This is a genomic window from Aequorivita vitellina, from assembly GCF_022008365.1.
GTDB lineage: Bacteria > Bacteroidota > Bacteroidia > Flavobacteriales > Flavobacteriaceae > Aequorivita > Aequorivita vitellina.
Genome location: NZ_JAIRBA010000038.1, coordinates 1 through 26,818, shown reverse-complemented (window position 1 = coordinate 26,818; position 26,818 = coordinate 1). Strand labels below are relative to the sequence as shown.

The following is a 26,818-nucleotide window of genomic DNA, read 5'->3' as shown; positions in this document are numbered from 1 at the left end:
ACAAAGTCTTCAATGCCCGTAAGATCGCTGATGTTTAGGGAATTAACCAACAATTCGGTTACCGTGTTTATGTTTGCCGTAAGCACTTGTCCATTGTTTGGTACCCCATCGCCCATGCCGTTCTGTTCTAGGTAGTTTTCAAAATTGGGATCGGGAATTGCCGTGTATTGAGCGAAAACAGACGTGCTGTAAATAAAACAGCCAATAATCAATATATATTTCATAACTGTTTATCTTTTAGTGTTCAATGACCAATTGTTTTACGATAAGTTCGCCATTCTCATAAAAATGAAGAAAATATAGCCCTTCATCCAGACTTGAAGTATCAAGGGTCTTGAGTACATTGGTCTGTGCGTGCGCCTTATTGCTCATCACAAAGATCAAAGAAGCTAGAAGCAAGAAGTAAGAAGTAAGAAGTAAGAAGTAAATTTTTTCATGATTTGGGCCATATAAAATTAATAGTTCTTAAAGATACGTTAAAATTCTATAAATATCAATTTTATTTAATGAAAAAAGGAGCCTGTTACGGCTCCTTTTCACTTCAAATAAATACTTTAAAAAACTACCAAATACGAACCCTGTCTTCAGGTGCAAGGTACATTGGGTCGCCTTCTTTAATATCAAAAGCTTCGTAAAAAGCATCAACATTTAATAAGGGTTGAGTAGCACGCACCATACCCGGAGAATGTGGATCTGTTTTTACTTGGTTACGCAATGCCTCGTCGCGCGATTTTGTGCGCCATACTGTGGCCCAGCTCATAAAAAAGCGTTGCTCTGGTGTAAAGCCGTCTATGTTATCTGGGCGTCCGTTTTCTTTAAAGAAACGCTGTAAGCCATCGTATGCGCCAAGTACGCCGCCAAGATCGCCGATGTTTTCACCTAAAGTGAATTTACCATTAATGTAAACACTATCCAAAACTTCTATATTGCTGTATTGCGCTGCAAGCTTATCGCCGCGCTCGGTAAAGTTTTTAAGGTCGGTATCTGTCCACCAGTTCACCAAGTTTCCGTTGGCGTCAAAACGGGAGCCGCTATCATCAAAGGCGTGTGAAATTTCGTGGCCTATTACTGCACCAATTCCACCGTAGTTTACGGCTTCGTCTGCTTTGTAATCGTAGAAAGGTGGTTGAAGAATTGCCGCAGGGAAAACGATTTCATTGTTGAACGGATTGAAATACGCATTCACTGTTTGTGGGCTCATGCCCCATTCGGTACGATCTACGGGCTCATCAATTTTTTCAAGATTGTCTTTTAATCCCCAAGTTTGTACGGCAACCATATTGTCATAATAGGTATTGCCCGTTTTCACTTCCATAGAAGAATAATCTTTCCATTTGTCTGGATACCCAACTTTTACGGTGAATTTGTCAAGCTTTTCGTTCGCTTTTACTTTGGTGCTGTCGCTCATCCACGTTAAAGCGTTAATGCGGTCTTTATAAGCTGCTATTACGTTTGCAATCATTTTTTCGGCCTTTTCTTTTGCTTCTGGGGGGAACATTTCATCTACGTATAGTTTTCCCAAAGCTTCGCCCACACTTCCGTTAACGGTTGCAAGTGCGCGCTCGTTTGCAGATTTTTGCGTTTTGGTGCCTTTTAGTGTTGTGTCGTAAAAAGCGAAATTTGCTCTGTCAATTTCTGTGGTTAACATGCCGGCAGAATTGTTTAAAGTAGCCCAACGCATTACGGTTTTCCAAGTATCAAAATCTGGCTTCGCGAACATTTGGTTTAATGTTTCCATATATTTTGGCTGCATCACGATAACGGTATCCATTTCTTTGGTAATACCCATCCCTTTAAATGTTTCTTTCCAATTAAGCTGAGGTAACATTTTTTGAAGTTCGTCAATACTACGTGGATTGTTGAAATTTCTAAAATCGCGACTTGCAACTTTATCCAATCTTGGCTCGGCAAGTTTAGTTTCAAAAGCAAGAATCGTTTCAGCTTGTTTACGGGCAGACTCTTCAGAATCGCCTAAAAATTGAAGCATTCTTGTAATATGATCTACATACTGCTCCCGTATTTTTACCGAAGCAGGATCTGTATTTGTATAAAAATCGCGATCGGGAAGTCCTAAACCGCCGGGCGTAATATACGCCGAGTTCATTGCACTATTGCTTGGGTTTGAAAAAGCTGCAAGACCCAAAAATGGTTGCGAAACAGCAACCGCATCTTCACTCATTACTTTTTGAAAATCGGCCATGCTAGTGATAGCGGCAATTTTTTCGAGTGCAGGTTTTAACGGATCAATGCCAGCTTTATTTCTTGCAACCGTGTCTAGCTGAGATTCATAAATCATCAATGCTTTTGCTTGGTCTGTTTCAGGCGCGTATTTTCCGTCTTTCTTTGCTTTTGCCAAAATGTTTAGCATATCGGCATCGGTCTTTTTTCTTAGAATGGTAAACCCTGCCCAACTAGTTTGGTCGTCCGGAATCTCGTTGTTTTTCATCCAGTTTCCGTTTACATAATTGTAAAAATCGTCTTTCGGACTTACGGTGGTGTCCATGTTTGCAAGGATAATTCCGTGTGGTTCTGCGTCTGTTACAGCCACATCGGTTTTTTCTTTACAAGCGGTTGCGGCTACAGCAATAACTGCAAAAGCTACAACAGGTTTTAAAAAATTAGTCTTCATTGTATGGTTTTAGATTAAAGTATTTGTTGATTTAAATTTATGCTGAAAATATAAGTTGCTTTTTCTGTGTAATTGTTACACTTTCTTCTTTTTATCTTGAAGTTCCAAGTTTATAATTGAGTCTTTAGCACGCTGTTGTTTCTTCAATTCGTTTTCTTCATCTTCTTTTCGTAGAAAATCTATTTTGTCTTTTTGAAATTTCTCGTTAAGCTGAACAATCAAATCTTTTACTGCCCAATTCATTTCTTTTAATGAATTTTCAACTTTTAGCGAATCGATTGTCGCTTGGTGCGAAGCCTGAAAAAGAAGCGCAGTGCGGGTTTTTAATACCAGCAAGCGACTGTGGATAGGTTTTGTATCTAAGGTATCAGGAATTTTTTTATAAAGCGAATCGGCGTATTCTTGTAAACGTTCAGATCGGTTTCGTAAATCTTGGTAATTATTTCCGTTTGCATTTTTCGCTTCGGCTAAAAAATCTTCTAAAACGCCCCAATGCACTGCTTGTTTTTTGGCAGGTTCAGAAAGCTGTGGGAAAGCATAATTTTTATCGCCAAAAATTATAGACGCGTCGTTATTTGGGGTCTCGGTTTTGTTTTCTTCGGAACTATTTCCGCAGGAAAAAGCAAACGCAATAACTATTAAAAGTGGAATTATAAACTTCATAAAAAATAAAAGAAGCACAAAGATACTGGTTATTAACCAAATGGCATATATAATTTTTTAATGCTGAAAGAACTGATTATATGTATATTTACACTTCATTTTTTGAAAAAACAAACCAATGAAAAAGCGGATTCTAATTATAGGTGCCTGCGGCCAAATAGGAACAGAATTAACTATTTACTTACGCGAAAAATTCGGGAGCCATAAAGTAATTGCTAGCGATATTCGCGAAGGCGAAGCAACGTTGATGCAAAGTGGCCCTTTTGAAATTTTAGATGCCATGGATTATGAAGCTGTACAGGAAATTGTAATCCGTTACGAAATAACCGACGTTTATTTAATGGCTGCAATGCTGTCTGCTACTGCCGAAAAGTTTCCGATGAAGGGTTGGAATTTAAATATGAATTCGCTTTTTCACGTTCTAAATTTGGCAAAAGACAAAAAGATAAATAAAATATTTTGGCCTTCAAGTATTGCCGTTTTTGGCCCAACTACGCCTAAAAATGATACCCCGCAACGCACTGTGATGGAGCCGAGCACCGTGTACGGAATTAGTAAACAAACGGGGGAGCGCTGGTGCGAATATTACAACAAACGATATGGGGTAGATGTGCGTAGCATTCGTTACCCGGGGCTTATTAGTTACAAAACCCTTCCGGGGGGCGGCACTACAGATTATGCGGTAGATATTTATCACAAAGCATTAAAACACAAAAAATACATCTGCTTTTTAAATGCTGAAACTACGTTGCCAATGATGTTTATGGACGACGCAATTAAAGCCACCGTAAATATTATGGAAGCTGAAAAGGAAAAAATTAAAACGAGAAGCTCCTACAATTTATCTGGAATGAGTTTTAATCCTGAAGAAATTACCGCAAGTATTCAAAAACACATTCCCCAATTTAAAATAAGTTACGAGCCAGATTTTCGCCAAGCCATTGCAGACAGCTGGCCGCAAAGCATTGATGATAGCGAAGCACACAACGACTGGGGATGGAAAAGCGAAATTTCATTAGACGAAATGACCGAAATTATGCTCACGAATTTAAAGGATACCTATTAATTATTTTTCTCAAACTCTACCTCTAAAATATTTGCAGTACCATTTTTGCCTTCGTTTGAAATGTAAAGAGTGCCTTCTGGTGCAAAGGTAATTCCTTCTGGTTGCGGGAAAGATTCCTTATATAATTTATGTAATCTTAACGGTTTTCCTAAGCTGTCCATAATTAACATCTGCGGATTTTTGCCTTCCAAAACATAAAAACTACCGGTTTTAGGATGAATTGCCATATCTGAAGGATAGAAATTTGAGGTAGATTCTACATCGTCATCTGCATCTTCCGATTTAAAAATTGAATGGTCCAACGGAATTTTTAGTATAGGCAGCGACTGCGTGGTTTTTGTGTCTAAGTTAAACGCATAAATGCCTTTGTAATTACTGCTATTTGGGTCTTTGTCTTTTACTGTAAAGAGCAATCTATTTTTGAGCGTGTCGGCAACTAACGATTCCATATTGTTTTTTCCAGAAAACGGGAGTTGAAAATTTTTTGTTTCAAAATTTGGGCTTAAATAGTTTTCTACTTCATAAAGACGTCCGCTGCTTTCCATGACATACGCATTGTTAAATGCGGTGGTGAGTCCTTCATAATCGCCAGATTTGCCAAAATTTATCTTTTTTTCAACAAGATTTGTGTTGAGGTTATAGATAAATATTATACCATCCTCGTCTTGAACACAGGCAATTTTATCTTCAGCAATCCACCGAATGGCAGATATTTCATTTAAAGCTATTGGCATATCCCACTTGCGAATAATAGTATAGGTTTCTTCTTCCAAACGTGGGTTAAGGGCTGGATTTTCAAAAGCGTACCACAGAATTCCTACAAAGGCAAGCACTCCAACAATTATAAAAAATGCAATTCTATTTTCTTTCATAATTCAATTTATAATATAAGCGTATAAATTAAAGGAAATAATGCTGGACACTCCTTAAAATTTTGATAAAAAAGCAATGAACTTTGAGAAGTGAATTTTTGAAGCATTAGCGATTTTCAACAGTCTCAAATTTTACAAACAAATATAAAATACTTTGTGATCCCACCAGGACTCGAACCTGGATCTAGAGTTTAGGAAACTCCTATTCTATCCCTTGAACTATGGGACCAAAGGTTTTTAATTTTATTGAAAACTTAAAATCTTAAAAAGTGACATCAAATTTAAAAATTTTTAATCTGTTTGAAGTTATTCTGAAATAGTATCTCGTTGAAGTTGATTGAAAATAAAAAAACAGGTTCAGTTAAACTTGAACCTGTTCTGTTTTAATTGAGTATGCTTTGAAGTAGGATTCTAAAATTTAAAATTACGCTTCACAACTTGCACAGTCTTTTTTCTGTGCGAACTTTTGGGCGGCATTCATACTGTGTTGGTAATACAATGATTTTAATCCCAGTTTCCAAGCAGTAACGTGTATTTTGTTTATCTCTTTCACCGGCATTTCAGGATGCACAATTATATTAACCGATTGACCTTGGTCAATGTGATTTTGACGGTTGGCGGCTTGGTAAATTAAATCCATTTGATCTATTTCCGAATAGGTTTTAAACACGTCTTTTTCTTCATCGGTCAAGAAATCGAGATGCTGAACAGAGCCGTCGTAATCGCGAATGTTTCGCCAAACTTCTAAAGTGTTCATTCCTTTTTCGTCCAGTAATTGCTCTAAAAAAGGATTTTTAATAGTAGTCTTTATTTTGGCAATATCCTTCACATAAACATTAGACCAAATAGGCTCAATACCCTGCGAAACTTGGCCAAGAATAAAAGCCGAGGAAGTAGTTGGTGCAATAGCATTAAGCGTGGCATTACGTCTGCCGTAGCCTTTTAGAACTTTCGGTTCGCCAAATTTTTCAGCTAATTCTTCTGAAGCTTTATATGATTTTTCTTTAATAATTCTAAATATTTCAGAGTTTAAATCGTACGCTTTTGCACTGTTTAACGGAAGCATTCTAGATTGTAATAACGAATGCCAACCTAAAACACCAAGTCCGAGAGCGCGGTTGTCTTTGGCAAAGTTGTAGGCGCGTTCCATAAACAGGAAGGTTTGTCTGTCTTCTCTGCTTTCAGAATCGCGGTATGCTTCTAATTTTTCAACAAATTCAGTAATAACTGCATCTAAAAAATAGACCATTGTTTCAACGGCATCTGTGTCTTTCCACTTGTCGTAATGCAATAGGTTTACCGAAGAGAGTACGCACACAAACGACCAGTCGTCATTGGAAGGCAGCATAATTTCGGTGCAAAGATTGCTGGCATAAATAGGTAGATTTTTATCCTTATAAACATCTGCTGCTCCGTTGTTAGCATTGTCTTTATAAAATATATACGGGTAGCCCATTTCGCCTCTTCGCTGCAGCACTTTCGCCCAAATGGAGCGTTTTTTTTCATCGCCAGCAATCATTTCTTCCATCCATTGGTTGGTTACAGTAACGCCGTGGGTTAACTCTTGAATTGGGTTGCCTTCCGTTCCAATTTCCAAAAACTCCATAATATCTGGATGTTCAACCGGTAAATACGGAGAGAAACGTCCGCGTCTCACAGAGCCCTGACTTACAACATCTACCATAGATTCAAACAGCTGCATAATGTGAACCGCGCCCGAAGCTTGCCCGTTGTTTTTAACCTCAGCTCCGCGATGACGGATTTTCCCGAAATACCCTGAAGTTCCTCCGCCAAGTTTAGACATCATTCCTACTTCAGATTGCGTGTACAGAATATTGCCCATATCGTCGTCTATATGCGACCCGAAACAACTAATGGGAAGTCCTCTTTTTTTACCGAAATTAGACCAAACTGGGGATGCTAAAGAGAAAAATCCTTGCGACATATACCCGTAAAATTTATCTGAATATCCTGGAATGCCCAGTATTTGTTCAGCTCTATCGGCTATTTCGCGAATGCGTTCTTCTGCAGTTACACCCGGAGATAGGTAGCCCGAAGCAAGAAAATTTCGGCTGTGTTCTGTAAGCCATTCAAAGCCTTGCGATTCATTTTTTTCCGTTTGATGAAGCGCTTCTTTTCGAGCGTTTACAAGTGGGTTGGTTTCAGAATTTGTTTGTGTGGTCTGTGTGTCGAGGTTTAGATTTTGATCGTTCATTTAAAAAAGGTCATCACTGGTTATACTTTGAGTTCTTTTGCTATAATTGATAGAGCGTTTTACGAAGAAATCGCCGTGCTTGGTGCCGATAATTTCATCGTCAAACCATTCAGTTTGCCCTAAAAGGGTTTCGTCTATTTCAAATATTTTTTCAATTCCTATACTTTCCAACGAGTTGTTGAAACGGTTTTTTATAAATTCATTTACAACGGCTTTTGGCAGGAAGTCTAGTTCGCCATCTTCAAATATCCAATCCACGATTCTGCTCTCGGCAGTAAATGCTTCTTTGCATATTTCCTGAATCATACTGTTGTAGCCTTCATCAAACCATTCTGGATTTTCGTCTTTGATAATTTTAATAATATCAATTCCAAAATCACCGTGAATCTGTTCTTCTTTTGAAGTAGCCTCCACAACATTTGAAATTCCTTTCAGCATGTTTTTATGCTTGTTGAAGGCCATAATGATTAAAAACTGGGAGAATAAAGAAACGTGTTCAATAAATAGGGAGAACAATAAAATAGACTCGGCATATTCTTTATTGTCTTCGCTTTTGGCATTTTTAAGAGCGGTTTCTAAGTAGTGAACCCGCATCATAATTACCGGTTTTTTCTTTAGATTTTTAAATTCTTCGTTCAACCCCAATATTTCGAGTAAATGCGAATACGCATCGTGGTGGCGCACTTCACTTTCGGCAAAAGTGGCGCCAACAGAACCAATTTCGGGTTTTGGCATTCGGTGGTAGATATCGCCCCAAAAACTCTTTACAGCAACCTCAATTTGCGAAATGGCAAGCATGGTATTTTTAATAGCACTCTGCTCCACATTTGTTAAGCGGGTTTTAAAATCTTGAATGTCGCTTGTAAAGTTAAATTCGGTATGTATCCAATACGAATGGCGGATGGCTGGAACGTATTCGTAAAGTGCGGGATATTCGTATGGTTTTAAATTGATGCGTTTTTCAAATATGTTTAGTTTTCGCTTTTGGGTTTGCTGATTTCTATAGAGGATGTAGCCCTTTGCCACGTCAAAAAAACTAGCTTCCATCAATTTTGTTTCCACGAGGTCTTGTACTTCTTCAACAGTAGGAATATACTTATCGTCTTGTCTTTTTCTGTCTAAAAGTGCCTCATAAACTTTTTCTGAAATACTCTGGGCATCTTCCAAATCACCGTGTTTGGCAGCGGTCATTGCTTTTAAAATTGCATCTGTAATTTTCTGTAAATGAAAGAGTTTGGTAGTGAAATCTCTTTTAATAACGTGGGTAATTTCCATGGTAATGCGAACTAAAAATTAAAAATAAATATGAAGTATAAAGATTAAAATTATATCAATGTCTTTTCATCCAACCATAATTATGTTGTTAAATGATTATCAACAATTTTAAAATATTTGGAAAGAATTGATTGCCAAATTGTTTGGGAATCCCGATAAATTATGGAGCTGCAATAGCTTTTCAGAAAGTATTTTTTTTACTTTTTGAAGCCTTGCTTTTAGTATGTGTGAAGCTTTTGAAGAAAATTATGGCATTGCTATCTTGCCATTTTCAATTAGTTATTAGGTGTGTTCATTAACTATTTTTGTTTTAGCCTATTGCGAAGCATGCATAACACACCTAATTCTTCTTTTGAAAGGCTTTCGGTGTTTTTGAGTAATTTGTTTATTTCTTTTTCAAAAAACTTCAATGTTCTGCCTTGTGTATAATCTTCTATTATTCTAGGGTCTATATACGAGTTGCGCGCTACGGCCGGGGTATTACCGAGTGTTTCAGAGACTCGGTTAACGGCTTCTTTTATATTTTTATCTAATAATTCTTGATCTTCTTTAGCTACCACCCCAAGTTCATCTAGTGCAATTGCGGCTATCATAGTTCCTGCCCAAGTTCTAAAATCTTTTGCGGTAAACTCATCGCCCATTACTTCGTGAATATAATTGTTTAGGTCGTCGCTTTTTATATTTACAATCGTATTATTTTCGTCTATGTATTTAAAAAGTTCATAACCTTGCAAGGTGTCCATTTGTTGAACAATGTGCGCCAATTTTTTATCCACGATGTGCTTTTCTTGCTCTTTGCCAGATTTACCGTTGTAGCTAAAAATAATCTCGTCTCCCTTAATTGTTAAGTGTTTTGATCGTAAAGTTGTTAAGCCGTAGGTGTCATTTTCTTTTGAATAGGCTTCATTTCCGGGTCTAAAAAAAGCAGCTTCCAACAATCTAAGCATGGTAGCCATTGCTTTTTCTCTATTAAGTTTTCTTTTTCGCAAATGCTGGCCGGTTACTCGCCGCATATGTTCTAGTTGATCTGCAAAATCAATAATTCGATCAAATTTTTTAGAATTTTGTTCTGTTATATAGTCGGGGTGATAAATGTATTGCTTGCGGTCTTTGTCATCACGCCCAGTAACCAGAAGATCTGCATTTTGGTTTTCACTTATTTCTACATTTGTCCAAGCAGGTGGAATAACTAGCGATTTTATCCAAGCTTTTATTTTCTTGTCTTTAACGGTATTGCCATTTTCATCTTTATAAGTAAATCCTCGGCCGTGTTTTTTTCTGTAATACATTAATTTTTTCTTTAAAAATAAAGCAAAAACACACTGGCTGCTAAAAATTTATATTCTTCTTAAGATATTTTAAATAGCGAGCTTAAAAGAGGGGGCGAAATTTCATGCAAGTTCGAAGAATAATTTAACTATACCCATAATAAAATCACCCGTTTTTAATAAATTGCAGAGAGCAAAATTATTGATTAGACTTTTTGTTAGACTTGCCAAAAACACAAAAGCCTCTACATTTCTGTAAAGGCTTTGTCTAACTGTGCTCCTCCTCTTGGGCTCGAACCAAGGACCCTCTGATTAACAGTCAGATGCTCTAACCAACTGAGCTAAGGAGGAATTTTGCGTTAGCGGTTGCAAATATATGTCTATTTTTTAATTCCATCAAAATAAAGTTGAAACTTTATTGGTTTTTGTTTTCAATATTTTTTTAACTCAAGACAAATGATGGATTTATAGATCCTCTAAAGCTTTTAGTAGCGCAATGTTTGACGGAGATTGACTTTTACTGAGAATTGCTTTGGCTTCGGAAATATTGTTTTTTCGCAGCAGTGTAAGTGCTAAATAGTGTTTTGCTTCTTCAATAAATACACTTTCAGAATTTTGTTGGGCGAGTAGCAGGTATTTTTCTGCCTGCCTTGGATTGTTGTTCGCTAAGTTTGCTACACCCAGAAAATATACCAAAGTGTCATTAGTGGGGTTAGCGGCGTAAAGCGGTTCCCAACTTGCGATGGCATCGGTATAGTTTTTACGTTTGTAGTTTACCATTCCGAAGTAAAAATTGTAGTTTGCGGTTGTTCCCATAGTGGTAGGAAGTCCGGGGTCTGGTTTAAAATTTTCAGCAAAAACGCGTTCAGCCGAATTTTCATGAAAGAAAATAGCCCAACTGCTTACCGCAATTAATATTAGTACAGACGCTGCCAATGCTAGACGCCCGCGCGACATCCAATTACTGTAAGACAAGTCTTCTATTTCTTTATGAAAATCTTCGAGTAAATCTTTAATATTTATTTCTTCAGCACTCTCCATCATGGTTTTTTGCTCTTCTACTTTTTGTTTAAAATTAGTAGAAAGATTCATCTTTTCATTAAACTCAGCGAGTTCTTTAGCTTCGAGGTTTCCTAATAAATAAGCGTCTATCAAATCTTGGTTTTCTTGAGGGTTTTCTTTGTTATTATTTGTTTCCATTGGGGATAGTTTGGGTCATTTTCTTTAATTGCTCTTGGCACCTGTACTTTGCATTGCGTGCTGAGGCTTCATCTATCTTCAATATTTGGGCAATTTCCTTATATGTTCTTCTTTCAAAATAAAACAGCTTAAGCAGTGTTTGGCACCGATCGCCAAGATTGCTAATGCAGTCCATAATTAATTTTATTTTATGATTTTTATGGTCATCAATTTCAAAATTGGGCTCGTCATATTCAATTTCACGATTTATAAAAGTTGTATTCTTGTATTTAACCGAACGCAGGTGATCTAACCATTTGTATTTTGCAATCTGAAATAAATATCCATTAATCATGTTTGGTTTGTTGGCAGAAAACCGATTGTTTTTAATATTTCGCCACATGGCTATAAATGCCTCTTGATAAACATCTTTTGCCTGTTGCTCATTACCACTGTTTTTAAGTATATAACGCCGTACTTTCGGGAAATTGACTACATATAATTTCTTTAAAATAGCGGTGTCATTCTGCTTAATGAGCGAAATGACTTTATTGAATGGCAATTCGTTAAAATTTATTCCGTTTCTCTTTTGCATTGGTTATAAATCAATACAGAAAGATACGATTAATAAACTTTTTTTCAATTTTTTTTAACAATTTCGGGTAAACGGATGTTTTTTCGTGTTGAAAAGAACTAATCTGCCATCCAATTATTGTGTAATTGTCTTAAAATATTTTGTTGCCATTTTAAACACATCGTGATTGCGCGGAAAATGTCATCAAAAAAATTCAAAAAAAAATACTTCGCTGGAATGCCGAAGTATTTTTCTTAAAATTAATTACAGGTTATTCAAATAACCAGCGATAGATATCGTTTCCGTTGGCAAAGAGTACCAAGGCAATTAGTATGAAGAAACCTACCATTTGGGCGTATTCCATAAACTTGTCGTTCGGTTTTCTGCCAGTAACAATTTCGTACATTAAAAACATTACGTGCCCACCGTCCAAAGCGGGAATAGGTAGTATGTTCATAAACGCCAAAATTATTGAGATTAATGCGGTGGTTGCCCAAAAGCTCTGCCAGTCCCAAACACCGGGGAACAAGTTGCCAATAGCACCAAAACCACCAACTTGTGTCGCTCCTTTTTTAGTAAAAACGTATTTAAACTGTGCCACGTAATCTCTTAACGTATTATACCCAAACCCAAAACCACCAACGATGCTTTCGCCAAGGGTATAATCTATTTTGGTTTGACCAAGTTGCGACCTAAGTTCTTTATTTGAAAAAGTAACACCAAATGTTCCTTTGTCGTCAGGAATAATTTTTAAAGTATCTAGCTGATTGCCTCGAGCTATTACCACAATATTTTCATTGCCTTTATTGGCTTCCGCGATTTGCTGAAACTCATCGAGATATTGAACATCTTGACCATTGATTGAAATTATTTTGTCTGATACTAAAACACCAGCCTTTTGCGCTGGATAGTCTGCCCATACTGAATCTATAACTGTGCCTTGTCGCGGCGTAAAGGCAGGCATAATACCGCTTTCAAACATTTTTGAACCTGCATCTTCGGGAACATCTACAATTTCGGTACTTCCGTCGGCATGTCTAACTTCCACTTTTGAAACATCGCGAACAAAAATATATCGGTTTATTTCCAGTATATCTTCCAACGGTTCTCCATTGATACTTAAAATCTGATCGCCATCCTGAAAGCCGTATTCTTTAAATTGTTCGGTAACGGCAAAACCTTGGGGAAGATCTTCGTTTGTGGTAATATTTTGTCCGTAGAAATATAGAATACCCATATAAATAACGAAACCAACAATAATGTTTACTGTAACCCCGCCGAGCATAATTATTAATCGTTGCCAAGCTGGTTTGCTTCTAAATTCCCACGGCTGCGGTGGCTGTGCCATTTGCTCTTTGTCCATGCTCTCGTCTATCATTCCGGAAATTTTCACATAACCACCCAAAGGAAGCCAGCCAATTCCGTAAACCGTTTCACCTATTTTCTTTTTAAAAAGTGAAAATTTAACATCAAAGAAAAGATAGAATTTTTCTACACGAGTTTTAAAAAGTTTGGCCGGAATAAAATGTCCTAATTCGTGAAGCACGATTAATAAAGACAAACTTACAAGTAGTTGTATAGCTTTTACAGCAAATGGAGTCATAGGTTTTTAACTAGAAATTTTTAATAAAAGGCTTCAATTTTAAAGCGTTGTAGCCAAAATTGAGCCTGCAATAATAGTATTTAATATTTTTCTGCGCCGCTAAATAACCAACGGGTTCAGTAAAAAATCGCACAAAAATACTGTTTTAGAACGTGCAAAAAAAATAAGCGGGTATGTTCCCGCTTATTTATGATGTATTTAAGATTTTTATGAAAGATAAATTAGCCGCCAATTCACAATTATTAATACAGAATATTCGTGAATTCGTAGTGAGCTACAACTATTTTTTTACAATAGTTTTATTGATTATGCCTTCGGAAGTTTCTAAACGTAGAAACAAAATTCCATTTGCAAATTTTGAAACATCCACAGTTCCCGAAAAAGCTTCAGAATATAAGACTTGTCCCAAAGCATTAAAAACTTCAACTTTTTTAACGTTTAAAGAAGCTGGCTTTTCAAGATTGATGATTCCCGAAGTAGGATTGGGATAAAATACAATTTGCTGTTCTAATACAAAATCTTCATTACTTAAAACCACATTGTTGTTTTTTGAAATAATATCGTACTCGGGGTCAAAATTAACGTTTCTAACTTCGAAGTTTACAGTAGGTTGATAGGTTTGGTTGTTTGTGGTATTGTCTAAAACAATGTCTAAAACTTCGCCTTGCGTACCGTTAATTCGCAATGGAACGGGTGCTTCAAAATAGGAAACCGAAGAGTGACTTTGCGTCTGCGAAATTTTTACATTCATACTTCCAGATTCAACTTGATTCCACTGAATGGTATAGCGCGGATAGCCTTCGCCGTACACCCAATCATCAAAAAATTCGGAAAGATTGGCCCCACTGGCAGCTTCCATATTTCGTATTAAATCGCCTGTTTTGGCATATCCATAAGCAAGCTCGGGATCTGCTAAATAATCTTTTAAACCTTGATAGAATACGGCGTCGCCCAACTTTTTACGTAGCATATGTAGCACCATCGCCCCTTTGTTATAAGTTAATCTACTACTAAAAATTCGGTTCACAGAAGTAGTGTCTTGAGCGGGAATATAAACAGAGCCATCAGTGTAATTGGTAATTGAAGAAATTTTATCTTGTCTCCACGATCTAAAGTCTGCATCTCCGTCAAAATCTTCAACGACCAGGCCAGACAGATAGGTTGCAAAACCTTCATTTAGCCAGATATCTTGCCAGCTACCACACGTAACTTTATCGCCAAACCACTGGTGAGCAAGCTCATGTGCAATTAGTCCACGACCAAGGCTACCCATAAACGAAACTGTGGTGTGTTCCATTCCGCCACCCCAACCAAACTGGGCATGTCCATATTTTTCGCTAGCGAAGGGGTAAGGCTCAAAAAGATTTGAAAACAAATTCATAATATCTACCGTAACTGGCGTGCGCGATTGTGCGTATGCAAGATCTTCGGGGTAGACGTAATTAATAATTTCAAACGGATTTCCGTTGTTTGCTACGGTATGCGAATAGACCGAATAATTGGTAACTGCAATGGCAATTAAATACGCTGGAATAGGATATTGATGCCTAAAGTGTGTTGTTTTAGTGCTGCCATTTATAGTTTGGCTAAGCTCTAAACCGTTAGCGACGGCAACATATTCTTCGTTTGAAGGATTGAAACGCGGTGTGGTAATGTACACATCAATCATATCAATTTTATCGTTTAAGTCTTGTTTGCAGGGCCACCACGCTTTTGCACCAAAAGGTTCCGAAAGTGTCCACATAACGGGGTCACCATTGTGTGTATCTGTTTCAAAAGAACCAAAACCTGAACTAACCGGATTGCCCGAATAACTCACAGACAACGAATCTAAAACCCCTTGTGTTTGCATTTGCGGCAGGGTTATAACAACTTCGTCATCGTTGTTTTGAGCAAAGCTTAGCGGTGTTCCGCGTTGGGTTACTTGCGAAACCGTCATATTGTCCACAAGTTCGAAGGTTACAGTGGTAAGGTCTTCTTTCGCCACAAAATGCGAAGTAACTGTTCCAGTTATAAAAGCCTGCGCAGGATCTACTGTAAATTCTAATCTGTGGTATTTAAGGTCGTAATTTCCGGTGTTCATATTTACAGGTTTCCCAAACCACCCTGTTGCCGCTTTCGCTTCGGCTTCGCTGATGTCTTCAGATTGAAAATTTTGTGAAAAGGAAAGAAGAGAAATTAAAAATAATGCGGGGAGTAATAATGCTTTCATGAGATAATAATTTAATTATTAACTTCATAATTTGACTGCTTGGCTGATAAAAAAGAAGTGGTCAAAAAATGAAATATTTCAGTAGAATAATTCGTATGTTAAATGTATTCATTTTGATGAATTTAGAGACTATTTTTGCGTCCGAATATAGAAATTGAGTCTAAATTTTAACGCAATGCTTACTTTTTTCAGTAAATATAAATTCTTCGCTATTGTTTTATTCGTTTTGTCTGCAGTTATTGTAACGGCAATTTATTTTATAATGAAACCCAAAGAATCATTAAAAATCTTTCAACCAGCTGATGTTGCCGCAGAATTAGTAGACAGTACTCTTCAATATGTAAAACGATATCACACGATTGCAGATTTTAGTTTAACCAACCAAAATGGCGAAACTGTAACGCAAGACGACTATAAAGATAAAATTTACGTCGCCGATTTCTTTTTTACTACCTGCCAAACCATCTGCCCAATTATGACAGATCATATGGTTCAAATTCAGGAAAAATTAAAAAATGACAATCAGGTGCTTTTACTTTCGCACACCGTAACTCCAGAAATAGACAGTGTTGCACAATTGAAAAAATACGCTTTGGAAAAAGGCGTAAACGATGCCAAATGGAATTTGGTAACCGGCGATAAAAAGGAAATTTACGACCTTGCCAGAAAATCTTACCTCGCCGCCAAAGACGTCCCGTATCAAGAAAACGATCTAGTGCATACAGAAAATTTTGTGTTAGTAGATAAAAAGAAACGCATCCGCGGTTTTTATGACGGTACAGATCCCGAGGCTATTGAATCACTTCTTCACGATATTAAGGTTTTAGAACAGGAAAATTAACCGAGTAAACATTGCAAAGACTGTAATTTTGCTTGAGGAAGGTGGGTTTTAAATAATTCTTAATCGCGGATTCTTTTATCTAAATTAAATCACTTACTTTTGCCTTGTTTAAATTCAATCTAAATAAAAACATGGCAATTACGATCGCTTCATTAAAAAAAGGTCAGCGCGGTATTATCAAAGAATTTTCCGTAGATGTGGTTCCGTTAAAATTATTAGAGATGGGCTGCCTGCCGGGCAATGAGGTGAGTTTGGTTCAAATAGCACCCTTTAACGACCCACTTTATTTAAATATAAACGGAAGCCATCTTGCTATTCGTAAAGAAACGGCCTGTAAAATTGAGATTGAACTTATTTAATTTTAAAAGCATTCCGCCCATTAGCGCGCGGAGCCTAATTAATGTTGCGTGAAGGAGAAATTAGGTTATTGAGCGAAGTTGAAATATGGCAAAACACATTAACGTTGCACTTATTGGAAACCCGAACACCGGAAAAACATCTGTGTTTAATAGGCTTACGGGCTTAAACCAAAAAGTAGGAAACTATCCAGGAATTACTGTTGAAAAAAAACAAGGTAGCTGTAAATTTGGCAGAGCTTGTAAAGTACATGTGCTGGATTTACCCGGCACCTATAGCTTAAACGCATCTTCTTTAGATGAAAATGTTGTTATTGAATTACTACTAAACAAAAACGACAAAGATTTTCCCGATGTAGCCGTTGTTGTCGCCGATGTTGAAAACCTTAAACGCAACCTGTTACTTTTCACCCAGATTAAAGATTTGGGAATCCCCACCATTTTGGCCATAAACATGTCTGACCGAATGAAACGGAAAGCAATTACACTGGATGTGCCATTGCTGGAAGAAAAATTACAGACTAAAATCGCACTAATTAGCTCGCGAAAAAACCTTGGGTTCGATCATTTAAAAGAATTGATTGAAGGTTATAACAAGCTTTCCACAAAGCCTTGTTTAAACGCCTCGCGTATTTCTCCCGAATATTTCAATCGCTTGCGAAAAGCATTTCCCAATCAAGACCTTTATAAGCTGTGGTTGGTAATTACGCAAGATGTTAACTTTGGGAAACTAGATAGAAATGAATTAAAAGGAGTAGTATCCTTTAAAACCGAATCTGTTAGTAACTTGAAGCGCCTTCAACAGAAAGAAACCATTATCCGCTATCAGTTTATAAATGAAACATTAAAAGAAACACTACATATAGACACCGCAAATGCCAAAGATTTGCGAAGCCGTTTAGACCGTGTTTTAACGCATAAAGTATGGGGTTACGTTATTTTCTTCGGAATTCTACTCCTTATTTTTCAAGCCATTTTTGATTGGAGCGAATACCCCATGGATTTTATAGACAGGTCTTTTGCCTCAATGAGTGAATGGGCTAAAACTACATTGCCTGCGGGAGATTTTTCTAATTTAATAGCCGAAGGAATAATCCCAGGTTTGGGGGGAATTGTAATTTTTATTCCACAAATTGCGTTTCTATTTCTTTTCATTTCCATTTTGGAAGAAACGGGCTATATGAGCCGCGTAGTTTTTTTAATGGATAAACTCATGCGCCGCTTCGGTTTGAGCGGAAAAAGTGTAGTGCCACTTGTAGCGGGGACTGCCTGCGCCATTCCGGCAATTATGGCCACCCGAAATATTGAAAACTGGAAAGAACGTTTAATTACAATTTTAGTAACGCCTTTTACTACTTGTTCCGCTCGTTTACCGGTTTATTTAATTATAATTGCTTTGGTAATTCCCGATACGCGCGTTTTAGGAATTTTCAGTTTACAAGGGCTCACATTAATGTTTATGTACATATTGGGCTTTGGCGCCGCTATTTTTTCGGCATATATACTTGATAAAATTTTAAAAATTCGCTCCAGAAGTTTCTTTGTAGTAGAAATGCCTAATTACAAACTACCGCTTCCTAAAAACGTAATTATTACCGTAATTGAAAAAACAAAAGCTTTTGTTTTTGGAGCTGGAAAAATAATTCTCGCTATTTCAATTATTCTCTGGGTTTTGGCATCTTATGGCCCCGGTAATTTTAATAATGCCGAAGAAATAATTAAAACGGAATACGCATCTCAAAATCTTACCGAAGAAGAAATTGATATGCACGTAGATTCCTATAAATTGGAGCATTCGTATATTGGCCATATTGGCCACGCAATTGAACCGGCAGTGCGCCCATTGGGTTATGATTGGAAAATAGGGATTGCATTGGTTAGTTCTTTTGCAGCGCGTGAAGTATTTGTAGGAACTTTAGCCACAATTTATAGCGTAGGTAGTGACGACGAACAAACCATTAAAAGCAGAATGGCAGCCGAAGTAAATCCTGTTTTGGGAGGCCCGCTGTTTAATTTTGCAAGTGGCGTTTCACTGTTATTATTTTACGCCTTCGCAATGCAATGTATGAGTACCCTCGCCATTGTAAAACGCGAAACAAATAGCTGGAAATGGCCCATGTGGCAATTGGTTGTAATGACTGTTATTGCCTATGTTGTGTCGTTGGCAGCGTATCAATTTTTAAAATAAAAAATTTAGTATTATGCAAACAATATTAGTTTTAATAACATTCGCATGCGCAGTATTTTATATGATTACAAAGTTTGTTTGGAATCCTTTTAAAACCAGTAAAAGCGGTACAAAAAATAAACCTGGGGATCATTCAGATTGCAGTAGTTGTTCCTTTCATTAATTTGTAGTTTTCTGCTTCTTTGACAATAATTTCCTCTTTGTAAATTAGAAGGCATTTGAGTATCTTTGCGCTATGCAAACAATACTAGTTTTAATAACTTTCTCTATCGCTGCAGGCTTTTTGCTAAAGAAGTTTGTGTGGAATCCTATTTTTGAATCGCGCCAAAATTCAACCGGTACTTTAGACGGTGGAAAAACCAAATGTGGGAAAAAAGATTGTGGTTGCCACTAATTAGTTGTTTTTCTCTTCACAAATTAACAGGACGTAATTTTTAATTTTTCCAGAATCTTCTGAAGTAGGGTATGGGTTTAATTTTAAGCCGTTTATTGCAAACTCTTTGGAACTGAAGAGATTTGTATTCTTCTCTTCTCCAGGTCTTGTTTCACCAAAAGTTAAGATTTTTTCTTCTGTTTTTCCGTTTGAAGTTACTGCAACTTTTACTTTAGCTCGTCCGGCCCAAATACAATCTACACCAGTTGGGCAGCGGGAATCTTCCACCACTTCCATAAATTTTATTGAAACACCTTTTAAAACTACGGTATCGCCTTTGGGTACTTTTACTGCAATTTTAGGAGTTTCCGCAGCATCGTCCTGTGCAAAAGTAAAGGTTGAAAAAAGAATTATAATTGCTAAAAGTGAATTTTTCATTGTATTTATTTTTTTTCGAATTTAAAGATACTATAAAAAATAGTGCCAGAAAATATAAATAAATCCTAACAGATTTCTTGAAACTTGTTAATCCTATATTTTTTCAAACGATAAAAACTGGTATTTTCACGCGGTGCCTCACGCTGTCTACGGTAGTCCCCAGAATTAAATCTTTTAAACCGGTATGCCCGTGGCTGCCCAAAACCAGTATGTCAAATTCGGTGGCATTTACAATTTTTGGGATGCTTTTTTTCGGGGAACCAAAGCCTAATTCTACCGAAACATTGAAACCTTTTTCCTGTAATTTTTTCTTATAAGTATTTAAAAAAGCTTCGTCGCTTTCGGTTTCAAAATCGTCTATTTCTTCGCCGTATATAATTGCTCCGGGGGTTTCAACAATATGAATAAGCGTGTATGCGGCATCTTTACCGCCCAATTGCAGCGCTGCGGAAATGCTTTTTTCGTCCGCAGTGGAAAAATCTACCGAAACCGCTATTTTTTTATATGAAAGCGGCTGTGCTAGTTCATCTACTTTGGCATCAAGAATGTGCGGAACCATTTTTCGATTTTGAAACTTACCAGCATTCACCGTAGATTTGAAGGTAATGTAAACTAAAAGAACGGCTGCCCCAAATGCCACAGGCACTACAAATACCCAAATATAAATAGGGTTTGCAACGGTAGTTAACCAACTGACAATTTCGTCGTAAACAAGTTTAGCGTTTAAGATTACAATTATTAAAGTAACGAGCCACGAAGCAATGCGCAACGGCCATTTAATGCGGAAATCGCCCATCAGTTTTTTGCTGCTTACAAAGTGAATTAAAGGTATTATTGCAAAACCAAGTTGTAAACTGAGCACTACTTGACTTAAAACCAATAATTTTCCTGTTCCACTTTCGCCGAAATAAATTACCGTAAAAAGTGCTGGAATAATGGCGAGCAAACGTGTTATTAATCTTCTAACCCACGGTTGAATGCGCAAATTTAAATGGCCTTCCATTACAATCTGGCCGGCGAGAGTTCCGGTGAGCGTACTGCTTTGGCCAGCCGCAATTAAAGCGATTGCAAAGAAAGCAGGCGCTATTTTTGTTCCTAATAAACCTTCCAATAATTTATGTGCATCCTGAATTTCGGCTACTTCATACAGTCCGTTTTTATAAAATACAGCGGCGGCGAGTATTAAAATTGCGGCATTCACAAAAAATGCAAGATTAAGTGCAATTGCCGAATCGATTAAATTATATTTTAAAGCTTGCTTAATTCCTTTTTTAGTGCGTTCAATTTTTCTGGATTGTACCAAAGACGAATGTAAATATAGATTGTGGGGCATAACCGTTGCGCCAATAATTCCGATGGCTATGTACAAAGCTGTGCTGTTGGGGATAGACGGAATAAAACCTGCCATTAAATCGCCCATATTGGGTTGTGCAAAAAACATTTCAATTACAAACGAAGCGCCAATAATAAATATTAGACCGATTATAAACACCTCCATTTTGCGCATGCCTTTATTCAAAAGAAAAAGGAGCAGAAACGTATCTAAAGCGGTAATGGAAACACCCCAAATCATCGGCAATCCAAAAAGAAGATACAGGCCAATAGCCATCCCAATAACTTCGGCGAGATCGCAAGCAACTATGGCTATTTCGGCAAGAATATAAAGCACGAAATTTACAAAAGGATTGTAAGCCTCTCGCGAAGCTTGAGCCAAATCGCGACCTCGAACAACGCCCAAACGCGCACAAAGACTTTGGAGTAGGAGCGCCATTATGTTGCTCATTAATAATACCCAAATAAGCTTATATCCAAATTGGCTCCCTCCGGCAATATCTGTTGCCCAATTGCCGGGATCCATATAGCCAACACTCACTAAATATGCGGGTCCCAGAAAGGCGAGTAGTCGCTTCCAGGCCGATTTTTTGCCCGACGTTTCAATCGTTCCGTGAACTTCTTCGAGGGATTCGTGTCTTCCTCTTTTCATTTCGTTAGTAATAAGTAATCAGTCAGTGATAGTTTTCAAAATTTTTAGCTTCGATCTTATCTTTCCGTTTTACTATTTCCGAAGAATAATTTAAGGTAAGTAGAAGTATTCAAAATATTTTTAACCGCGGAAAAGGAAAAAGTCCTCTTTCATCGGTTCAATTTTTTCGTCTCGATTATTTATAATGTACGCTAGCGATTTTTCGGTAAATGCCAAACCTTTTTCAGTGAGTGAAACCACGTTGTTAGTGATTTGTACGAGATTGTTTTTTTCGGCTAAATTCAAAACAGTTCTCGCCCGAACAGCGCGCCAATTAATATGTTCCTGTAAATGATTTATATGTCTTTCACTTTCTTCCTCGTGACGGTTTAAGTGCAAAAGAAAGGTTATTAGCGATACTTCAATACGTTGTTGCTTTTGACGATATAGCACGGAAATAAGCCCTCTTTTTGGAGCGAATAAATAAATCATCAAAAAGATTACACCCAATGTTGTTGCAATGGAACCCGAAATGGAAGCATCCAAAAAATTGGCAGCCCAATATCCCGAAATAGCCGACACAACGCCAAATAACAACGAAAGTCCAATCATTTTTTTTAAGTCTTCGGTGAGCAAATAAGCCGTTGCTGCAGGAGCAATCATTAACGCCACTACCAATATTGCACCAACCGCATCAAAGGCGCCCACCACGGTAATTGACGAAACAGACATAAGTCCGTAATGCATTATTACTGGCGAAATTCCCAAAGCAGATGAAAGTCCAGCATCAAAAGTGCTTACTTTTAATTCTTTAAAAAATAATACGAGCAGGCTTAAAGTGAGGAGTAAAATGCTTCCCATTATCCACAGCGATTTTGGTCCCCAATCGGCACCGGTAACGATTAAGCGGTCAAATGGAGCAAAGGCAAGTTCGCCCAATAAAACGGCATCGATGTCTAAATGTACATCACTTGCATTTTTGGCTATTAAAATAACGCCAACACTGAACAATACTGGGAAAACCAGCCCAATGGCAGTGTCTTCTTTTACCAATCCGGTTTTTTGGATAGCCTCCACCATTACCACCGTAATAACCCCGAAAAGCGCTGCCAATAGAATAAGTAACGGTGAATTTAAATCTTGTGTTATAAAAAACCCGATAACAATACCCGGTAAAATTGAGTGACTTATGGCATCGCTAATTAAAGCCATTTTCCGAAGCACCAAAAACACGCCTGGAATAGCGCAGGCCATAGCTACGACGGCTGCAATAAGCTGTATTTCTATTTGTGGATTACTCATTTTCGGCTTTTTTATTATACATTTCCTGTGCCCGTTTATAACCTTTTGGCGTCATTGCCCATTGCTGTCCCTCAACTGCAATCCAGCCTTCGTTTTCTAATTTTTTAAGTGAACCTCTTGTATAACCTTGAAAATTATTTAAGATTCGAATTGCGTGCGGGTGCGAAATATTTTCGTGGTCTTGCACAACGCCATACATAAACTGAAGGGTTTTCATCAGTTTTAAATCGGTTCGGTTTTTACGAAACCTAATTTCGCGAAATAAAATACCTCGCTTGGGCGAAAAAATAAAAGAGAATAAAACAAAAGCACCTGCCACCAACACAATAACAGGCCCGGTAGATAGATTGTTTTGACTGGCGCTAATGGCTGTGCCAAACACGCCAGAAAAGGCTCCAATTATTCCCGCCAACACAACCATAGTGCCGAGACTGTTGGTCCATTGCCGCGCCGCTGCTGCAGGAGCCAATAAAATAGCGCTCATAAGTACAACCCCCACAGTTTGTAGACCTAAGACTATGGCTAGTACAATTAAAAAGGTTATCAATACATCTATAAATTTGGTGTTAAAACCAAGGGTTTTTGTGTAGTCGGCATCAAAGAGAAGTATTTTAAATTCTTTCCAAAAAAGTAACATTACGAAAAGGGAAATACCTGTAACGATTATCATCAAATTTACATCGCTTTCAACAAGGGTTGCAGCCTGACCGAATAAATATTTATCTAACCCAGCTTGGTTTGCATTGGGTTGTTTTTGAATAAAGGTGAGCAGCAACATACCAAACCCGAAGAATACGGAGAGAATTATTCCCAATGCCGTATCGCTTTTTAAATGTGTTTTTGAAGTGATTCCCCGAATCCAAAAAGTGCCAATTAAGCCACTCACCAATGCCCCGAGCAACAAAGTTCCGGAATCTTTGGCGCCAGTAATTAGAAATGCTATTGCTATGCCGGGAAGCGCTGCGTGCGAAATAGCATCGCCCAATAAACTTTCTTTCCGAAGCACTGCAAAACTGCCCAACATACCGCAAATAGCCCCTAGAACGGCCGTTCCCAAAGTTATAGTGCGCAGCGTGTAGTCTGTCCAAACTAGTTCAAAGTATTCTTGAATATTCATTTGTTGTTATTAAAGCAAGTCAAGAAATTTATAATTCCGCCTGCCGCCTAAAAATTACTTATTCACCGCAACCTTGTAATTTATTCCATAGGTTTTGGTTAAGTTATCGTCGTTAAAAATATCTTTCACTGGGCCGGTGGCGATTTTCTTCACATTTAAAAAAGTTACCCAATCAAAATATTCTGGTACAGTTTGTAAATCGTGGTGAACTACAATTACGGTTTTTCCAGCTTTTCGCAATTCTTTTAAAATATTGATAATGGCAATTTCGGTAGTGGCATCCACGCCTTGAAAAGGTTCGTCCATAAAATAAATGGAAGCGTCTTGCACCAAAGCTCTCGCCAAAAAAACGCGTTGTTGCTGGCCGCCACTCAATTGACTTATTTGTCTGTTTTTGTAGGGGAGCATGCCTACTTTCTCCATAGATTCTAAGGCAATTTTTTTCTCTTTTTCTCCCGGGCGTTTTATCCAGCCTAAACTGCCGTAAGTACCCATCATTACTACATCAAGTGCGGTTGTGGGGAAATCCCAATCTACACTTCCTTTTTGGGGAACGTATGCCACCAATTTTCGCTGTTTGGTGTAAGGTTTTCCATAAATGGAAATGCTACCTGCAATGGGTTTTATTATCCCTAAAATAGCTTTTATTAAAGTAGATTTACCAGCCCCATTTGGACCAACAATTGCCATTAAAACACCTTCCGGTACAGTTAAGTCTATATCCCATAAAACCGGTTTGTAGTTGTATGCTACGGTAAGGTCGTCTATTTGAACTGCTATTTTTTGATTCATTTGGTATAGTTTAAAACTTTACTTGAGCGCATCTACAATAGTATTTACGTTATATTTAAACATTCCTATGTACGTACCTTCTTCGGTACCGGCATTTCCCAATGCATCACTGTAAAGTGAGCCTCCAATTTCAACATTATGATTTTTCGACAACACCGATTCCCGAAGCGCTTCAATAGTTCGGCGTGGCACGGAGCTCTCTACAAAAATGGCTTTTATGTTATTTTGAATAATAAATTCAGAGAGATTTTGAACGTCTTTTACCCCAGCTTCGGTTGCGGTAGAAATTCCTTGTAACCCAACCACATTAAATCCGTATGCTTTTCCGAAATAATTAAAAGCATCGTGTGCCGTAACCAAAATACGTTTTTCTTCAGGCAATTTTGAAATAATTGCTATAACTTCACTTTCTAAAGCATCTAATTTTTTCTGATAAATTTTATTGTTTTCTCGATAGCTTTCGGCATTTTTAGAATCTGCTTTTGAAAGCTCGTCGGTAACAATTTGTGCAAACTGCTTAAAAAACTGAATGTTGAACCAAACGTGCGGATCAAAACTAGAAGCAAAATTTTCCGAAGCAATTAGCTCGTTTTTAGGGAGCCTATCGCCCAAAGAAACGGTATTTTTTGACCCTTCCATTTTTTCGAATATATCTACCAATTTCCCTTCCAAATGCAGGCCACTGTAAAAAATAATATCGGCTTCAAATAGTTTGGTTACGTCGCCTTCACTCGCTTTATAAAGGTGCGGATCTACACCGGCACCCATTAAACCTTGTAACAAAACGTGGTCTCCGCCAATTTCCGAAACTAAGTTGGTTAGCATTGAAGTGGTGGTGACAATTTTAATTTTTCCGTTATCCTCAGTTGCATTTTTGCAGCTAAAAAAAAGAACAACAATACTTAAGATTATAATATTTTTCATTTTAATTTTTATTTGTTGAGGCCAATGGAACTTTGAATAAATGTTTAAAGCGTTTGAACAAATAAATTCTCTGCCACCATTTTTGAAATGAAGAACTGGTCTTTGCCCACCAGAATTACCATGGAACCGTCAAAAAATTCTTTTCCGCGAACTGTTATTTTTGTGCCGATGCTAATTTTCTTTTTGTCGAGATATTGTAAAAAATCTGAGTTCGATTCTTTTACTCCAACACAAACCCCTTTCTGATTTTTCTCGAGTTCTGAGAGTAATTTTTTCTCTGTACGTTTTAAAACCCCGTGCTTATCGGGAATTGGATCGCCGTGCGGGTCAAAATCGGGACTGCCTAAAAATTTATCGAGACGGGTTATTAACTCATCAGACTGAATATGCTCTAATTGCTCGGCGATATCGTGAACCTCATCCCAATGAAATTTTAACTTTTCAACCAAAAACACTTCCCACAACCGATGTTTTCTAATAACAGAAGCAGCGATTTTCCTTCCTTTTTCGGTTAATTGTGCGCCTTTGTAGCGTTTGTAAACGAGCATTTTTTTTTCGGCAAGTTTTTGAACCATATCGGTAACCGATGAGGGTTTGGTTTCCATACTTTCTGCAATGGCATTGGTGCTTACCTCACCAGTAGTTTCATGTTCTAAATGAAAAATGGCTTTTAGGTAATTTTCTTCGGCTAATGTGTACATAAGCACAAAGGTAAAAATAAATTTCTATATACCTGATTAATAATTTTAGACATGTCTAAAATACTTATATTAAGATTGGTTTTGGTATTTAAAAACAATAAACCTCAGAAATCATAAAGATCTCTGAGGTTTATTATTATTGAAATTTGTTTTGCGAAATTAAAACCCGCGCTCCTTCTGAAGCTGTTCATAAGCTTCCTGCACTTTATTGAACTTTTCCTCGCCTCCTTTTTGGTGCGCTTCGTCCATATGTTGTAGCTTGTCTGG

The 26,818-nt window shown here is 37.5% G+C and carries 22 protein-coding genes, 2 tRNA genes and 2 pseudogenes; 5 read left to right on the top strand and 21 right to left on the bottom strand.

The features are described from left to right. The 3 genes and pseudogenes from K8089_RS14715 to K8089_RS14705 form a co-directional block, all read right to left on the bottom strand. A pseudogene (locus K8089_RS14715) lies at positions 1 to 224 on the bottom strand (T9SS type A sorting domain-containing protein); the annotation flags it as partial. A gap of 338 nt (positions 225 to 562) precedes the next feature. Then, a complete protein-coding gene (locus K8089_RS14710) occupies positions 563 to 2,629 on the bottom strand; it encodes a M13 family metallopeptidase (protein WP_237604058.1) in 2,067 nt (688 codons plus the stop codon). A 75-nt stretch (positions 2,630 to 2,704) separates the two neighbouring features. Continuing rightward, positions 2,705 to 3,292, bottom strand: coding sequence for a hypothetical protein (locus K8089_RS14705; RefSeq protein WP_237604057.1), 588 nt, complete (start codon positions 3,290 to 3,292; stop codon positions 2,705 to 2,707). A 118-nt stretch (positions 3,293 to 3,410) separates the two neighbouring features. Between K8089_RS14705 and K8089_RS14700 the strand changes: the two genes are divergently transcribed. Next, positions 3,411 to 4,358: an NAD-dependent epimerase/dehydratase family protein gene (locus K8089_RS14700; RefSeq protein ID WP_237604056.1), complete on the top strand. Its 948-nt coding sequence runs from the start codon at positions 3,411 to 3,413 to the stop codon at positions 4,356 to 4,358. Here K8089_RS14700 and K8089_RS14695 read toward each other — a convergent pair. The 10 genes from K8089_RS14695 to K8089_RS14650 form a co-directional block, all read right to left on the bottom strand. Next, a complete protein-coding gene (locus K8089_RS14695) occupies positions 4,355 to 5,230 on the bottom strand; it encodes an SdiA-regulated domain-containing protein (protein WP_237604055.1) in 876 nt (291 codons plus the stop codon). The two genes, K8089_RS14700 and K8089_RS14695, sit on opposite strands and share 4 nt — an antisense overlap. Positions 5,231 to 5,387: 157 nt before the next feature. Beyond that, a tRNA-Arg gene (locus K8089_RS14690) sits at positions 5,388 to 5,459 on the bottom strand. A 195-nt stretch (positions 5,460 to 5,654) separates the two neighbouring features. Then, positions 5,655 to 7,445: a ribonucleoside-diphosphate reductase subunit alpha gene (locus K8089_RS14685; RefSeq protein WP_237604054.1), complete on the bottom strand. Its 1,791-nt coding sequence runs from the start codon at positions 7,443 to 7,445 to the stop codon at positions 5,655 to 5,657. Beyond that, the gene (locus K8089_RS14680; protein ID WP_237604053.1) at positions 7,446 to 8,720 is read right to left on the bottom strand and encodes a ribonucleotide-diphosphate reductase subunit beta; all 1,275 of its coding nucleotides are present in this window, start codon (positions 8,718 to 8,720) and stop codon (positions 7,446 to 7,448) included. Between the two features lie 299 nt (positions 8,721 to 9,019). Then, positions 9,020 to 10,009 carry a DNA topoisomerase IB gene (locus K8089_RS14675; RefSeq protein WP_237604052.1) on the bottom strand — a complete coding sequence of 330 codons (990 nt, stop codon included), beginning with the start codon at positions 10,007 to 10,009 and terminating at the stop codon, positions 9,020 to 9,022. Between the two features lie 256 nt (positions 10,010 to 10,265). Then, positions 10,266 to 10,339: transfer RNA gene (locus tag K8089_RS14670), tRNA-Asn, on the bottom strand. A gap of 114 nt (positions 10,340 to 10,453) precedes the next feature. Next, on the bottom strand, positions 10,454 to 11,188 hold the full coding sequence (locus tag K8089_RS14665; protein WP_237604051.1) for a tetratricopeptide repeat protein: 735 nt from the start codon (positions 11,186 to 11,188) through the stop codon (positions 10,454 to 10,456). Beyond that, positions 11,175 to 11,762 (bottom strand): RNA polymerase sigma factor, encoded by a 588-nt coding sequence (locus tag K8089_RS14660; RefSeq protein ID WP_237604050.1) that lies wholly within the window; start codon positions 11,760 to 11,762, stop codon positions 11,175 to 11,177. Before K8089_RS14660 ends, K8089_RS14665 begins: the two co-directional genes overlap by 14 nt. 250 nt (positions 11,763 to 12,012) lie before the next feature. Next, the gene (gene rseP, locus K8089_RS14655) at positions 12,013 to 13,344 is read right to left on the bottom strand and encodes an RIP metalloprotease RseP (RefSeq protein WP_237604049.1); all 1,332 of its coding nucleotides are present in this window, start codon (positions 13,342 to 13,344) and stop codon (positions 12,013 to 12,015) included. Between the two features lie 280 nt (positions 13,345 to 13,624). Beyond that, positions 13,625 to 15,556 (bottom strand): M1 family aminopeptidase, encoded by a 1,932-nt coding sequence (locus tag K8089_RS14650; protein ID WP_237604048.1) that lies wholly within the window; start codon positions 15,554 to 15,556, stop codon positions 13,625 to 13,627. A 175-nt stretch (positions 15,557 to 15,731) separates the two neighbouring features. Here K8089_RS14650 and K8089_RS14645 point away from each other — a divergent pair, with 175 nt between their 5' ends. The 4 genes from K8089_RS14645 to K8089_RS14630 all read left to right on the top strand — a co-directional run bounded on the left by K8089_RS14645 (position 15,732) and on the right by K8089_RS14630 (position 19,335). Beyond that, positions 15,732 to 16,397 (top strand): SCO family protein, encoded by a 666-nt coding sequence (locus tag K8089_RS14645; RefSeq protein WP_237604047.1) that lies wholly within the window; start codon positions 15,732 to 15,734, stop codon positions 16,395 to 16,397. 131 nt (positions 16,398 to 16,528) lie between these two features. Continuing rightward, entirely contained in the window at positions 16,529 to 16,756 is a 228-nt protein-coding gene (locus K8089_RS14640; protein WP_237604046.1) for a FeoA family protein, read from the top strand. Positions 16,757 to 16,841: 85 nt separating this feature from the next. After that, positions 16,842 to 18,941, top strand: coding sequence for a ferrous iron transport protein B (gene feoB, locus K8089_RS14635; RefSeq protein ID WP_237604045.1), 2,100 nt, complete (start codon positions 16,842 to 16,844; stop codon positions 18,939 to 18,941). Between the two features lie 235 nt (positions 18,942 to 19,176). Next, positions 19,177 to 19,335: an ATP synthase subunit B family protein gene (locus K8089_RS14630; RefSeq protein WP_237604044.1), complete on the top strand. Its 159-nt coding sequence runs from the start codon at positions 19,177 to 19,179 to the stop codon at positions 19,333 to 19,335. Here K8089_RS14630 and K8089_RS14625 read toward each other — a convergent pair whose 3' ends face one another. From K8089_RS14625 to K8089_RS14590, 8 genes and pseudogenes are all read right to left on the bottom strand, one after another. Further along, positions 19,336 to 19,752 carry a hypothetical protein gene (locus K8089_RS14625; protein ID WP_237604043.1) on the bottom strand — a complete coding sequence of 139 codons (417 nt, stop codon included), beginning with the start codon at positions 19,750 to 19,752 and terminating at the stop codon, positions 19,336 to 19,338. Positions 19,753 to 19,855: 103 nt separating this feature from the next. After that, on the bottom strand, positions 19,856 to 21,736 hold the full coding sequence (locus K8089_RS14620; RefSeq protein ID WP_237604042.1) for an Nramp family divalent metal transporter: 1,881 nt from the start codon (positions 21,734 to 21,736) through the stop codon (positions 19,856 to 19,858). A gap of 120 nt (positions 21,737 to 21,856) precedes the next feature. Then, positions 21,857 to 23,017 (bottom strand): metal ABC transporter permease, encoded by a 1,161-nt coding sequence (locus K8089_RS14615; RefSeq protein WP_237604041.1) that lies wholly within the window; start codon positions 23,015 to 23,017, stop codon positions 21,857 to 21,859. Further along, positions 23,010 to 24,134 carry a metal ABC transporter permease gene (locus tag K8089_RS14610; RefSeq protein ID WP_237604040.1) on the bottom strand — a complete coding sequence of 375 codons (1,125 nt, stop codon included), beginning with the start codon at positions 24,132 to 24,134 and terminating at the stop codon, positions 23,010 to 23,012. Before K8089_RS14610 ends, K8089_RS14615 begins: the two co-directional genes overlap by 8 nt. A 54-nt stretch (positions 24,135 to 24,188) precedes the next feature. Next, complete coding sequence (locus K8089_RS14605; protein ID WP_237604039.1) at positions 24,189 to 24,926, bottom strand: metal ABC transporter ATP-binding protein; 738 nt, start codon at positions 24,924 to 24,926, stop codon at positions 24,189 to 24,191. A gap of 18 nt (positions 24,927 to 24,944) precedes the next feature. After that, entirely contained in the window at positions 24,945 to 25,850 is a 906-nt protein-coding gene (locus K8089_RS14600) for a metal ABC transporter solute-binding protein, Zn/Mn family (RefSeq protein WP_237604038.1), read from the bottom strand. A 44-nt stretch (positions 25,851 to 25,894) separates the two neighbouring features. Further along, a complete protein-coding gene (locus K8089_RS14595; RefSeq protein WP_237604037.1) occupies positions 25,895 to 26,551 on the bottom strand; it encodes a metal-dependent transcriptional regulator in 657 nt (218 codons plus the stop codon). Between the two features lie 159 nt (positions 26,552 to 26,710). Beyond that, positions 26,711 to 26,818 (bottom strand): annotated as a pseudogene (locus K8089_RS14590) (molecular chaperone DjiA); the annotation flags it as partial.